The sequence below is a fragment of the Streptomyces acidicola genome (assembly GCF_009377235.1).
Classification (GTDB): domain Bacteria; phylum Actinomycetota; class Actinomycetes; order Streptomycetales; family Streptomycetaceae; genus Streptomyces; species Streptomyces acidicola.
The window spans coordinates 15,452-28,627 of record NZ_VMNX01000019.1 but is presented as its reverse complement, the minus strand read 5'-3'; the positions used below and the strand labels follow the sequence as shown (position 1 = coordinate 28,627).

10 protein-coding genes are annotated in these 13,176 nt (G+C 67.6%); 9 read left to right on the top strand and 1 reads right to left on the bottom strand.

Going from position 1 to position 13,176, the window contains the following annotated elements:
* The first annotated feature begins 459 nt into the window (after window positions 1–459).
* The 9 genes from ngcE to FPZ41_RS08565 all read left to right on the top strand — a co-directional run bounded on the left by ngcE (window position 460) and on the right by FPZ41_RS08565 (window position 12,691).
* A complete protein-coding gene (gene ngcE, locus FPZ41_RS08605; protein WP_152860679.1) occupies window positions 460–1,911 on the top strand; it encodes an N-acetylglucosamine/diacetylchitobiose ABC transporter substrate-binding protein in 1,452 nt (483 codons plus the stop codon).
* 82 nt (window positions 1,912–1,993) lie between these two features.
* A complete protein-coding gene (locus FPZ41_RS08600; protein ID WP_152860677.1) occupies window positions 1,994–2,920 on the top strand; it encodes a carbohydrate ABC transporter permease in 927 nt (308 codons plus the stop codon).
* A gap of 3 nt (window positions 2,921–2,923) precedes the next feature.
* The gene (locus FPZ41_RS08595) at window positions 2,924–3,847 is read left to right on the top strand and encodes a carbohydrate ABC transporter permease (RefSeq protein WP_152860675.1); all 924 of its coding nucleotides are present in this window, start codon (window positions 2,924–2,926) and stop codon (window positions 3,845–3,847) included.
* Between the two features lie 204 nt (window positions 3,848–4,051).
* Complete coding sequence (locus FPZ41_RS08590; protein ID WP_322619982.1) at window positions 4,052–5,251, top strand: ROK family transcriptional regulator; 1,200 nt, start codon at window positions 4,052–4,054, stop codon at window positions 5,249–5,251.
* A 133-nt stretch (window positions 5,252–5,384) separates the two neighbouring features.
* Window positions 5,385–6,479 carry a sugar ABC transporter substrate-binding protein gene (locus FPZ41_RS08585; protein ID WP_152860719.1) on the top strand — a complete coding sequence of 365 codons (1,095 nt, stop codon included), beginning with the start codon at window positions 5,385–5,387 and terminating at the stop codon, window positions 6,477–6,479.
* A 220-nt stretch (window positions 6,480–6,699) separates the two neighbouring features.
* Entirely contained in the window at window positions 6,700–7,491 is a 792-nt protein-coding gene (locus FPZ41_RS08580; RefSeq protein WP_131562788.1) for an ATP-binding cassette domain-containing protein, read from the top strand.
* Entirely contained in the window at window positions 7,488–8,783 is a 1,296-nt protein-coding gene (locus FPZ41_RS08575; RefSeq protein WP_322619979.1) for a sugar ABC transporter permease, read from the top strand. Before FPZ41_RS08580 ends, FPZ41_RS08575 begins: the two co-directional genes overlap by 4 nt.
* A gap of 266 nt (window positions 8,784–9,049) precedes the next feature.
* Window positions 9,050–10,966 carry a 1-deoxy-D-xylulose-5-phosphate synthase gene (gene dxs / locus FPZ41_RS08570; RefSeq protein ID WP_322619978.1) on the top strand — a complete coding sequence of 639 codons (1,917 nt, stop codon included), beginning with the start codon at window positions 9,050–9,052 and terminating at the stop codon, window positions 10,964–10,966.
* 201 nt (window positions 10,967–11,167) lie between these two features.
* A complete protein-coding gene (locus FPZ41_RS08565) occupies window positions 11,168–12,691 on the top strand; it encodes an amino acid permease (protein WP_322619977.1) in 1,524 nt (507 codons plus the stop codon).
* Window positions 12,692–12,732: 41 nt separating this feature from the next.
* Here the strand turns inward: FPZ41_RS08565 and FPZ41_RS08560 are convergent, their stop codons facing one another.
* Window positions 12,733–13,098 (bottom strand): NYN domain-containing protein, encoded by a 366-nt coding sequence (locus FPZ41_RS08560; RefSeq protein ID WP_152860669.1) that lies wholly within the window; start codon window positions 13,096–13,098, stop codon window positions 12,733–12,735.
* Window positions 13,099–13,176 lie beyond the last annotated feature (78 nt).

Genomic DNA, 13,176 nt, shown 5'->3' with positions numbered 1-13,176 from the left:
CAGAAATGGACAACGTTGTCAACTTCGCTGCGCAAGCCACTAGTAGGGGTTCAGGTGGTGGGTGATGTCAAGGGTGTCGGGCGTGCCAACCGGGCTTTCTGTGGCTGGTTTCGCGCCGCAGAAGTCACGCCGAACCGGGGCGAAGTAGTGTGGATCTTCGCTTGGGAAGCTCACAGCGGTGTCATATTTCCGCGAGGTCTCAACTCGGAAAAGACCACAGGCCAAACTTGCGTTCGATCTTGCTCCGCTGACGGGAAGTGGACTATACCTGTCGGCGTCCGCATCGCTGTGGACAGGCACGACCCGGGGGGAATTACGGGTGGCCGCGGACCGTGTCACACGCGCCGACTGCCGTCCCGCCCCTGTTGAATCCTCACGCACGACCCCAGCACGAACCGACCGCGGTGCCGGGAGGATCCGGTTCACCGCCTGAGTCCTGGAGAAGGCGAGGACTTGAGCATGGGATCCACTACCGACGGGAGCAACGGCTCCGAGGGTGTCGGCCGCCGTGATCTGATCAAGCGCTCCGCTGCGCTGGGCCTGATCTCCGTCCCCACGATGGGCTTCCTCTCCGCGTGTGCCAGCAGCGGTGGCGGCGGCGAGGAGAAGGCCGAGGCGGGCGAGAAGACCGCGAAGAACCCGCTCGGCGTCAACGACGCCACGCAGATGGAGTTCGTCCTGTTCGACGGCGGCTTCGGCAAGGAGTACGGCCAGGACGCCGTGAAGCTCTATGAGAAGAGCTTCCCCAAGGCGAAGGTCAAGTTCTCCGCCACCCAGAAGATCCAGTCCACGCTGCAGCCGCGGTTCAACCAGGGCACCCCGCCCGACCTCATCGACAACTCCGGTGCCGAGCAGATGGACATGGGTGTCCTCGTCGGCAAGAAGCAGCTCGCCGACCTCACCCCGCTGCTGGACGCCCCGTCATATGACGACCCGGACAAGAAGGTCCGCGACACCCTGCGCCCCGGCATCGTGGAGATGGGCCAGTTCGACGGCGACCCGGTCTGGATCATGTACTACGCCTACACGGTGTACGGCGTCTGGTACTCGCAGAAGGCCCTGGACTCGCTCGACGAGCAGTACCCCGAGACCTGGGACCAGATGCTCGCGGTCTGCGAGAAGGCCAAGAAGAAGGGCATGGCGGGCTGGACGTACGCGGGCAAGTACCCGTATTACCTCCCCTTCTCGCTCTACCCGATGATCGCCAAGGTCGGTGGGCGCGAGGTCCTCGACGCCATCGACAACCTGGAGCCGAACGCCTGGAAGCACCCGGCGGTCAAGGCCTCATTCGAGGCCTACTACGAGCTCTTCAAGAAGGGCTACGTCCTCAAGGGCACCCCGGGCCTGGACCACATCCAGTCGCAGACCGCCTGGGCCCAGGGCAAGGCCCTGTTCCTCCCGAACGGCTCCTGGGTGGAGAACGAGTCGGCGAACGTCATCCCGAAGGACTTCGGCCTGGCCGTCAACGCGCCCACCGGCCTTGACTCCTCCGACAAGATGCCGTTCGGCACCATCTGGGCCTCCGGCGCCGAGCCCTTCGTCGTCCCGGCCAAGGCGAAGAACCCGTCCGGCGGCATGGAGCAGCTGCGCATCATGCTCAGTGAGGCCTCGTCAAGGAACTTCACCTCCAAGGTGAAGTCGCTGAGCGCGTACAACGGCGGCACCACCGGCATCACCCTCACCCCCGGCCTGGAGTCGGGCCAGGCGGCCCTGGAGAAGGCCGGGGACAACGTGGTGAACCCGCGTATCCAGGACTGGTATGTGAAGCTCCAGAAGGAGCAGATCGGTGTGTCCGGTCTTGGCGAGATGATGGCCGGCCGTATGACCCCGGCCGAGGCCATCAAGAAGATCCAGGGCTTCGCCGACGCGGCCGCCAAGGACACGTCGATCAAGCACTACAAGCACCAGTGAGGATGCGTCACCAGGGTGTGCCCGGCGTGCGTGCGCCGGGCACACCCCGACGGCTTCCGCGCGCAGATCGGGGTCGGTGGTAATGCAGCACGGCAAGTACCGGTTCATCGTGGGGTTCCTCGCGGTACCCCTGGGGCTGTACGCGCTCTTCGTCGTCTGGCCGTTCATCCAGTCCATCTACTACTCGTTCACGGACTGGACCGGTCTGAGTCCCGAGTTCAAGATGGTCGGTTTCGACAACTACTCCAGGATGCTCGACGACGACATCTTCTGGAAGTCGTTGCAGCACAGCCTGCTGTTCGCGCTGCTGCTGCCGGTGGTGACGATCGGTCTGGCGCTGTTCTTCGCCTTCATGATCAATGTCGGCGGACGGCGGAGAAAGGGCGGACCGGTGGTCTCCGGGGTCCGCGGCTCCTCGTTCTACAAGATCGTCTACTTCTTCCCGCAGGTGCTCTCGATCGCGATCGTCGCCCTGCTGTTCCAGTTCGCGTACAACCCGGACAGCGGAGCGATCAACTCCCTGCTGCGCGGGATCGGGCTGGACAGTGTCCAGCCGCTGTGGCTGGGTGACCCGAACCTGGCGCTGTGGTGCGTGATGGCGGTGCTCGTGTGGTCCACGGTCGGCTTCTTCGTGGTCCTCTTCTCGGCCGGTATGGCCTCCATCCCCGCCGACCTGTACGAGGCCGCGCTGCTGGACGGGGCCAACCGCATCACCACGTTCTTCCGGATCACCCTGCCGCTGCTGTGGGACACCGTGCAGTCCGGCTGGGTCTACATGGGCATCCTCGCCCTCGGCGCCGAGTCGTTCGCGGTCGTGGGAATCATGACGACCGGGCCCGGCGGTCCCGACTACTCGACCACCGTCATGGTTCTCTACGTGTACCAGAAGGCGTTCCGTGACGGTCAGGCCGCCTACGCCACCACCATCGGCGTCGCCCTGCTCGTCGTCACGCTGGCCTTCGCCGCCATCGTGATGCGGCTGGGCCGGCGCGAGCGGCTGGAGTACTGACACATGAAGACGACCGAGACCCCCGCCCCCGTACCCGCCGAGTCCGGTGCCCCCGTCGTCAAGACGGACGCCCCGGCCGGAGCGCCCCCGAAGGAGAAGAAGGAGGGCGCCGTCCTCAACGTCTTCTCCCACGGGATGCTCGTCCTCTGGGCGTTCATGGTCGTCATGCCGCTGCTGTGGGCGGTGATGACGTCCTTCAAGGACGACCGATCGATCTTCAGTTCGCCCTGGTCGCTGCCGGACACGCTGCACTTCGAGAACTGGTCGCGGGCCTGGACCCAGGCCAACATGAGCGACTACTTCCTCAACACCGTTCTGGTGGTGGGTGGTTCGCTCATCGGCACACTGGTGCTCGGCTCGATGGCGGCCTATGTGCTGGCCCGCTTCGACTTCCCGGGCAACCGCTTCATCTACTTCCTGTTCATCGGCGGCATGAGCTTCCCGATCATGCTGGCGCTGGTCCCGCTGTTCTACGTGGTGAACAACATGGGCCTGCTGAACACCATCCACGGGCTGATCCTCGTCTACATCGCCTACTCGCTGCCCTTCACGGTGTTCTTCCTGACCGCGTTCTTCCGCACCCTGCCGAGCTCGGTGGCTGAGGCGGCGTTCGTGGACGGGGCCTCGCACTCCCGTACGTTCTTCCAGATCATGCTGCCGATGGCCAAGCCCGGCCTGATCAGCGTCGGCATCTTCAACTTCCTGGGGCAGTGGAACCAGTACATGCTGCCGACGGTGCTCAACACCGACCAGGACAAGCACGTCCTCACCCAGGGCCTGGTGCAGCTGGCCGTCAGCCAGGGCTACAAGGGCGACTGGTCCGGCCTCTTCGCCGGGCTGGTGATGGCGATGCTGCCGGTGCTCGCCGCGTACATCGTCTTCCAGAGGCAGGTGGTGCAGGGGCTCACGGCGGGTGCGCTGAAGTAGGAGAGCCACGGCGCCCGGCGGCCCGGCGCGTTCACCGATGTCACGTCGCTCCCGGTCTTCCGGGGGCGGCGCCCCATGCATGTGCAACGACCCGGATCTGGGTCAACCTCTTGACGGAACATGCCCCGAACAGCTCGACTTAGAGTTCAATTGTTGGACATGGACGGGGCCCCGCTGAAGCGGTCCCGCGCGCAGGAGGTCGTCGTGGAGACTCCGGGGTCGCAGTCGTCGCTGCACCGAGCCAATCTGGAGCGGGTCGTACGCGCCGTGCGGCTGGCCGGATCCCTCACACAGGCGGAGATCGCGCGGACGACGGGCCTGTCGGCGGCGACCGTTTCCAACATCGTGCGGGAGCTCAAGGACGGCGGAACGGTCGAGGTCACGCCCACCTCGGCAGGTGGCCGGCGGGCCCGGGCCGTGTCCTTGAGCGGTGACGCCGGCATTGTCATAGGCGTGGACTTCGGGCACACGCATCTGCGCGTCGCCGTCGGAAACCTCGCCCACCAGGTGCTGGCCGAGGAGTCCGAGCCGCTCGACGTGGACGCCTCCGCGGCGCAGGGCCTCGACCGGGCCGAGCAGCTGGTGAACCGGCTGATCGAGGCCACCGGAGTGGACCGCGGCAAGATCGCGGGCGTCGGCGTCGGCGTGCCCGGCCCGATCGACGTGGAGTCCGGCACCCTCGGCTCCACCGCCATCCTGCCCGGCTGGACCGGGACCCGGCCCGCCGAGGAGCTGCGGGCGCGCCTCGGCGTGCCCGTGCACGTGGACAACGACGCCAACCTGGGCGCCCTCGGGGAGCTGGTCTGGGGCAGCGGCCGCGGGGTCAAGGACCTCGCGTACATCAAGGTCGCGAGCGGTGTCGGTGCCGGACTGGTGATCGCCGGGAAGATCTACCGCGGCCCGGGCGGCACGGCGGGGGAGATCGGGCACATCACGCTGGACGAGTCCGGCCCCGTCTGCCGCTGCGGCAACCGGGGCTGTCTGGAGACCTTCGCGGCCGCGCGCTACGTACTGCCGCTCCTGAACTCCAGCCACGGCACCGACCTGACCATGGAGGGCGTGGTCAGGCTGGCGCGGGACGGAGATCCGGGGTGCCGTCGGGTGATCGCCGATGTCGGCCGCCACATCGGCAGCGGAGTCGCCAGCCTCTGCAATCTGCTGAACCCCAGCCGGGTGGTCCTCGGCGGCGACCTCGCCGAGGCCGGGGAACTGGTGCTCGCGCCCATCAGGGAGTCCGTCGGCCGGTACGCGATCCCCAGCGCGGCACGACAGCTCTCGGTGCTGCCGGGGGCCCTCGGCGGTCGTGCGGAGGTCCTGGGTGCCCTCGCGCTGGCCCTCAGTGAGATGGGGGATTCAACCCTTTTGGACGGCACGCTGACTGCCGCGACCCCTGTCTTCACTTAGAGGACGGATGACACCGTTGCCAACCCGTTAAGGATTTACTTCTTGACGTCGTACGTGTGGCCGAGTTGACTTCCAGCCACCTCGGCCGCAGCGTCGCGGCCTCGTCAGGGAGGTTTCTGAAGTGAACACGCGTATGCGTAGTGCCGCCCTCGCCGTCGCAGTTGGTGCGATGGCCGTCTCGCTTGCCGCCTGTGGCAGCGCCAAGGAGTCGGGCGGCGACAACGAGTCCGCGGGCGCGGCGAAGGGGGACGACATCAAGGTCGGCCTGCTTCTGCCGGAGAACAAGACCGCCCGGTACGAGAAGTTCGACAAGCCCCTGATCGAGAAGAAGATCAAGGAGCTCACGAACGGCAAGGCCGACGTCCTGTACAGCAATGCGCGGCAGGACGCCAACCTCCAGGCCCAGCAGGTCGACACGATGATCACCAGCAAGGTGGACGTCCTCATCGTGGACGCCGTGGACGCCAAGGCCATTCAGAACTCCGTCCAGAAGGCCAAGGAGGCCGACATCCCGGTCGTCGCCTACGACCGCCTGGCCGAGGGCCCGATCAGCGCCTACACCTCGTTCGACAACGTCACCGTCGGCAAGACCCAGGGCGAGGCCCTGCTCGAGGTCCTGGGCGACAAGGCCAAGGACGGCGACATCGTCATGATGAACGGGTCGGCCACCGACCCCAACGCCGCCCAGTTCAAGGAGGGCGCGCTCTCCGTCCTCAAGGGCAAGGTCAACATCGGCCGCGAGTTCGACACCAAGGAATGGTCTCCGGACAACGCCAACGCCAACATGGAGTCGTCGATCTCCGCGCTCGGCAAGGACAAGATCATCGGCGTCTACTCCGCCAACGACGGCATGGCGGGCGGCATCATCACCGCCCTCAAGGCCGCCGGCCTGGACGTCCCCGTCACCGGCCAGGACGCGGAACTCTCGGCCGTGCAGCGCATCCTCACCGGCGAGCAGTTCATGAGCGTCTACAAGTCCTACCCGCAGGAGGCGGACGTGGCGGCCGAGATGGCCGTGGCGCTCGCCAAGGGCGAGAAGCTGGACTCCATCGCCAAGGACAAGGTCTCCAGCGGCAGCGCCAAGGACGTTCCCTCGGTCCTGGTCCCTGTGGTCTCGCTGACCAAGGAGAACATCAACGACACCGTCATCAAGGACGGTATCTACACGGCCGCCGAGATCTGCACGGCCAAGTACAAGTCGGCCTGCGACGAGGCCGGCGTCAAGTAGTCAGCCGCACGTCCCTGTCCCCGTACGCGCGTTCATCCTGAACTCCCGTACGGGGACAGGGACCGGCTCGTGCGGAGCGGCCCCATGACCCGGCCCGCTCCGCCCCAGGCTCCGCCGGCGCCCCGCGCATCAGACAGCCCCGCAAGCTCGCGCGGGGCGCCGGACGGAACACCCCCCAACTCTTCTGTGCAACCTTCCGCCGGGTCAGGCGGCGAAGGAGATGGTTCACGTGTCCGCTACGCCCGTGCTGGCGTTGCGCGGGGTCTCCAAGCGGTTCGGTGCCGTTCAGGCGCTCACCGACGTAGAGCTTGAGGTCCACGCCGGTGAGGTGGTCGCCCTGGTCGGCGACAACGGCGCCGGAAAGTCCACGCTGGTCAAGACGATCGCCGGCGTGCACCCCATCGATGAGGGCGTCATCGAGTGGGACGGCAGGCCCGTCCAGATCAACAAACCGCACGACGCCCAGGACCTGGGCATCGCGACCGTCTACCAGGACCTCGCGCTGTGCGACAACATCGACGTCGTCGGCAACCTGTACCTGGGCCGCGAGCTCAGGAAGTGGGGCGTCCTCGACGAGGTCGAGATGGAGCGGCGCTCCCAGGAACTGCTGCGGACGCTGTCGATCCGCATCCCCAGTGTGCGCATCCCGATCGCCTCGCTCTCCGGCGGACAGCGCCAGACCGTGGCCATCGCCCGCTCCATGCTCGGCGAGCCCAAGCTGGTCATCCTCGACGAGCCCACCGCGGCCCTCGGCGTCGAGCAGACCGCCCAGGTCCTCGACCTGGTCGAGCGGCTGCGCGAACGCGGCCACGCCGTCATCCTCATCAGCCACAACATGGCCGACGTGAAAGCCGTCGCCGACAAGGTGGCGGTGCTGCGCCTCGGCCGCAACAACGGTGTCTTCGAGGTCAGGACGACCTCACAGGAAGAGATCATCTCCGCCATCACGGGCGCCACCGACAACGCCGTGACCCGCCGTGCGGCGCGCACGAACGGGGAGGTTTCCCAGTGAGCTTCGACAAGACCTCCACGACCGCGCAGGACGAGCCCGTCGTCGAGAACCCCGAGGCCGCCGCGGCCGCGGTGACCGCGGTCGACCCCCGGCTCCTCATCCGCGAGCGCGGACTCACCGGCTACATCGGTGAGTTCAGGCGCAAGATGAAGGCCGGTGAGCTGGGCTCCATCCCGGTCGTCATCGGTCTGATCGTCATCTGCGTCGTCTTCCAGAGCCTGAACTCGGCGTTCCTCTCCGCGGAGAACCTGAGCAACATCACCATCACGATGGTCGGCACCGGCATGATCTCCGTCGGCATCGTCTTCGTGCTGCTGCTCGGTGAGATCGACCTGTCGGTGGGCTCGGTCAGTGGCGCGTCCAGCGCCATCGCGGCCGTGCTCGCGGTCAACCAGGGCTGGCCCGAGTGGGCCGCGGTGCTGTTCGCCATCGCCGCGGGTGCCGTCATCGGCGCGGCGCACGGCTTCTTCTTCGCGGTGCTAGGCGCCCCCGCGTTCGCCGTCACCCTGGCCGGACTGCTCTTCTGGCTGGGCTTCATGCTCCAGACCCTGGGCGAGAACGGCACCATCAACCTCGACAGCGACGGCCTGATCGGCAAGCTGACCACGTACTACTTCACGGACATCGCGGCCGCCTACGGTCTCGCCGCCGTGCTGGTCGGCGTGTTCTTCCTCACCTCGTTCCTGTCCAACCGCCGGCGTGAGGCGGTCGGCATCCCGTCGAGGCCGCTCAGCGACACGGTCCTGCGCACGGTGCTGCTTGCCGTGGTCTCCTTCGCCGCGGCCGCCATGTACAACCAGTACAAGGGGCTGCCGCTCGCCACGGTGATCTTCCTGGTGTTCCTGGTGGCCACCGACTTCCTGCTGCGCCGAACCGCGTACGGCCGTAAGGTCTTCGCGCTCGGCGGCAGCGTGGAGGCGTCCCGGCGTGCGGGTATCAACGTGACCGCCGTCCGTATCTCCGTGTTCGCGATCTCGGGCGGCTTCGCGGCGATGGGCGGCCTCTTCCTGGCCTCCAAGATCGCTTCGGCGAACCAGAGCGCGGGTACCGGGGATCTGCTGATGAACGCGATCGCCGCGGCCGTGATCGGTGGTACGTCACTGTTCGGCGGGCGCGGGCGTACGTGGAACGCGCTGCTGGGTGTGATGGTGATTGTGTCGATTCAGTACGGTTTGCAACTGGAGTCCATTGCTGAGCCGGTGAAGTACATGATCACCGCGGGGGTTCTGCTGACGACGGTGGTTATTGACTCCGTCACACGGCGGACGCAGAAGACCGCGGGGCGCGCGTAGCGGTTTTCAGGGGGAGCGCCGCGGGGGCTGGTGCGATGGGCCGGCTGCGGGTTTCGTGGTCGCTGGTCGCGCAGTTCCCCGCGCCCCTTGTAGGCCGCTGCGCGGCCATCCCGGCCGGGGACGTTTCGCAGCGGGACGGCTGCGCAGGATGGTCTACGTCCGATCGCGTGAGAAGGACGCGCGGGCCGGGCGTCGCCCGTACGGGCGGAACATTAGACTCGACGAACCCGGTAACGCTCGAACAGCACTATTGCAAGGAGGCACGGGTGCCGCTGCTGACCCGCATCAGGGGACCGCGCGATCTGGACCGGCTCAGCCTGGAGCAGTTGGACCAGCTGGCAGAGGAGATCCGGACCTTCCTCGTCGAGGCGGTATCCAAGACCGGCGGCCACCTCGGCCCCAACCTGGGCGTGGTCGAGCTCACCATCGCCCTGCACCGCGTCTTCGAATCCCCGAACGACAAGGTGCTCTGGGACACAGGCCACCAGTCATATGTGCACAAACTGCTCACCGGTCGTCAGGACTTCTCGAAGCTGAAGATGAAGGGCGGTCTGTCGGGCTACCCGTCGCAGGCCGAGTCCGAGCACGACATCATCGAGAACTCGCACGCGTCCACGGTCCTCGGCTGGGCCGACGGCCTCGCGAAGGCCAACCAGCTCCGTAAACGGGGCGACCACGTGGTAGCCGTCATCGGTGACGGTGCCCTCACCGGCGGCATGGCCTGGGAGGCGCTCAACAACATCGCGGACGCCAAGGACCGCCCGCTGGTCATCGTCGTCAACGACAACGAGCGTTCGTACGCCCCCACGATCGGCGGCCTCGCCAACCACCTCGCCACGCTGCGCACGACGGAGGGGTACGAGCGTTTCCTCGCCCGGACGAAGGAAGTGCTCGAACGCACCCCGGTGGTGGGCAAGCCGCTCTTCGACACGCTGCACGGCGCCAAGAAGGGGTTCAAGGACTTCATCGCTCCGCAGGGCATGTTCGAGGACCTGGGGCTGAAGTACGTGGGCCCGATCGACGGACACGACATCGAGGCCCTGGAGTCCGCGCTCGCGCGTGCCAAGCGGTTCGGCGGCCCCGTCATCGTGCACTGCCTCACCGAGAAGGGCCGCGGCTACCAGCCCGCCCTCCTGGACGAGGCGGACCGCTTCCACGCCGTCGGCAAGATCCACCCCGACACGGGTCTGCCGATCGCCTCCTCCGGCGCCGACTGGACGTCCGTCTTCGGCGAGGAGATGGTCAAGCTCGGCATGGAGCGCAAGGACATCGTCGCCATCACGGCCGCCATGCTGCAGCCGGTCGGTCTGGAGAAGTTCGCCAAGGCGTTCCCCGAGCGGGTCTTCGACGTCGGTATCGCCGAGCAGCACGGTGCCGTGTCGGCCGCCGGTCTGGCCACGGGCGGGCTGCACCCCGTCTTCGCCGTGTACGCCACCTTCCTCAACCGCGCGTTCGACCAGGTACTGATGGACGTGGCCCTGCACAAGTGCGGTGTCACCTTCGTGCTCGACCGCGCCGGCATCACCGGCACGGACGGCGCCTCCCACAACGGCATGTGGGACATGTCGATCCTCCAGGTCGTACCGGGGCTGCGGCTCGCCGCGCCGCGCGACGCCGACCAGGTCCGCGCCCAGCTCCGCGAGGCCGTCGAGGTCAAGGACGCCCCGACCGTGGTCCGCTTCTCCAAGGGGGCCGTCGGTCCCGCCGTACCCGCCGTGGGCCGGATCGGCGGGATGGACGTGCTGCGCGAGCCGGGCACCGACACGCCGGATGTGCTGCTGGTGTCGGTGGGCGCCCTCGCGCCGATGTGCCTGGAGATCGCCGACCTGCTCGACAAGCAGGGCATCTCCGCGACCGTGGTCGACCCGCGCTGGGTCAAGCCCGTCGACGAGGCCATGGCACCGCTCGCCGAGCAGCACCGCGTGGTCGTCACCGTCGAGGACAACTCCCGTGTCGGCGGCGTCGGTTCGGCCGTCGCCCAGGCCCTGCGCGACGCCGGTGTGGATGTCCCGCTGCGCGACTTCGGCATTCCGCCGCGCTTCCTCGACCACGCCTCCCGCGCCGAGGTCATGGCGGAGATCGGCCTCACCGCGCCGGACATCGCGCGTCAGGTCACCGGGCTGGTCTCCAAGCTGGACGGCCGGTTCGACCAGGTGGACTCGGTGGAGCCCGCCCGCGACTGACCCGCGCTCCGGGCCGGCTCCGAGCCCGGCGCTAGGCAACCAGCTGGGCTGGAAATCGACCGAATGGGCCGGTTTCATCAACCTTTACGGTGGTGAAACCGGCCCATTCGCGTGAATTCCCCCATGTCGGGGCATGCGACCTACACCCCCTCTCGATCATGTCGGGGACGACGCAGTGTGGGAGGTACGCCCGTGACGCCCGTGAGCAGCACCCTCTTCAGGACGAAAAAGATCGAACAGTCCCTCAGGGACACCGAGGAACCCGAGCGTGCGCTCAGGAAGTCCCTGTCCGCTCTGGATCTCACCGTCTTCGGCGTCGGCGTCATCATCGGCACCGGCATCTTCGTCCTGACCGGCACGGTCGCCAGGAACAACGCGGGGCCCGCGGTCGCGCTGGCGTTCGTCCTGGCCGGAGTCGTCTGCGCCCTCGCCGCGCTCTGTTACGCCGAGTTCGCGTCCTCGGTCCCGGTCGCCGGGTCCGCGTACACCTTCTCGTATGCCACGCTCGGAGAGCTGCCCGCCTGGATCATCGGCTGGGACCTGGTGCTGGAGCTCGCGCTCGGCACAGCGGTGGTCGCCGTCGGCTGGTCCGGCTACGTCCGCTCACTGCTGGACAACGCGGGCTGGCATGTGCCCGAGGAGCTGGCCGGCCGGGAAGGCGCCCACGGCTTCGGCTTCGACATCCTCGCTGCCCTGCTCGTCCTCGTCCTCACCGGCATCCTCGTCCTCGGGATGAAGCTCTCGGCGCGGCTCACCTCGCTCGTCGTCGCCGTCAAGGTGATCGTCGTCCTCGTCGTCATCATCGCGGGCGCGTTCTTCATCAAGACCGCCAACTACCACCCGTTCATCCCGAAGGCACAGCCCGTGGAGGCGGGCGGGGACCTCCATGCCCCGCTGATCCAGCTGATGTTCGGCTGGGCACCCTCCAACTTCGGTGTGATGGGCATCTTCACGGCCGCGTCCGTCGTCTTCTTCGCCTTCATCGGCTTCGACATCGTGGCCACGGCAGCCGAGGAGACCAGGAACCCGCAGCGGGACATGCCGCGCGGCATCCTCGGCTCACTGTTCATCTGCACCGCGCTCTATGTGGCGGTGTCGATCGTGGTGACCGGCATGGAGCACTACACGAAGCTCTCCGTGGACGCCCCGCTCGCCGACGCGTTCAAGTCCACCGGGCACCCGTGGTACGCGGGCTTCATCAGCTTCGGAGCCGCCGTCGGTCTGACCACCGTCTGCATGATCCTGCTGCTCGGTCAGAGCCGGGTGTTCTTCGCGATGAGCCGTGACGGGCTGCTGCCGCGCTTCTTCTCCCAGGTCCACCCCAAGTACAAGACGCCGCACCGGCCGACGATCCTGCTCGGCGTGATCATCGCGATCGTCGCCGGCTTCACGAGCCTCGGTGAACTCGCCGAACTGGTCAACATCGGCACGCTGTTCGCCTTCGTCGTCGTGGCGATCAGCGTCCTCATCCTCCGCAGGACCCGCCCCGACCTGCACCGTGCCTTCCGCACGCCGTGGGTGCCCGTCATTCCGGTCCTGTCCGTCCTCGCCTCGCTGTGGCTGATGCTCAACCTGCCGGCCGAGACGTGGATCCGCTTCGGCGCCTGGATGCTCCTCGGCTTCGTCGTGTACTTCCTCTACAGCCGCACACACAGCCGCCTCGCGCAGCACGAGGGGACCCCGCCCGGCGAGGTGACCACGCCACCGAACTGCGATGCCCAGTGATCAACCGGCGGTGGCGCACCACCGGGTGACTACCGGTCGGCTCAGGACGGGCCGTGCACCGTGCGCGGCCCGGCGACGTCCGCACCCAACTCACCGACCCGGCGCCGCAGTTCGCGGTCGGCCGTGACGACGAGACGGGGTCGGTCGGGGGCCTCGGCGACGAGTTCGACGATCCGGTCGTCACCGCTTCCGGGCGCCTGGTCGACCCGTACACCGGGGACGGACTCCACACCGCGCGCCGCCCCCTCGACGACCAGGACGAGCTCCACGGGTTCGTCCTGTCCGGGCATCCCGTCCCGGGCGAGCCGGTCACGCAGTCGTTCCGCGGCGCCGCGCCGGTCGCGCCACCAGCCGTCGGGGACGGAGCCGATGACGTTGGCGGCGTCGATGATCACGAGTGTTGTCATGGTGGTGCCTCCGGGCCAGGTCCTGTCGGCCCAGGCCCCATGCGTCATGGGGCGGTCGAGGCCGCCGGTCACCCGGGA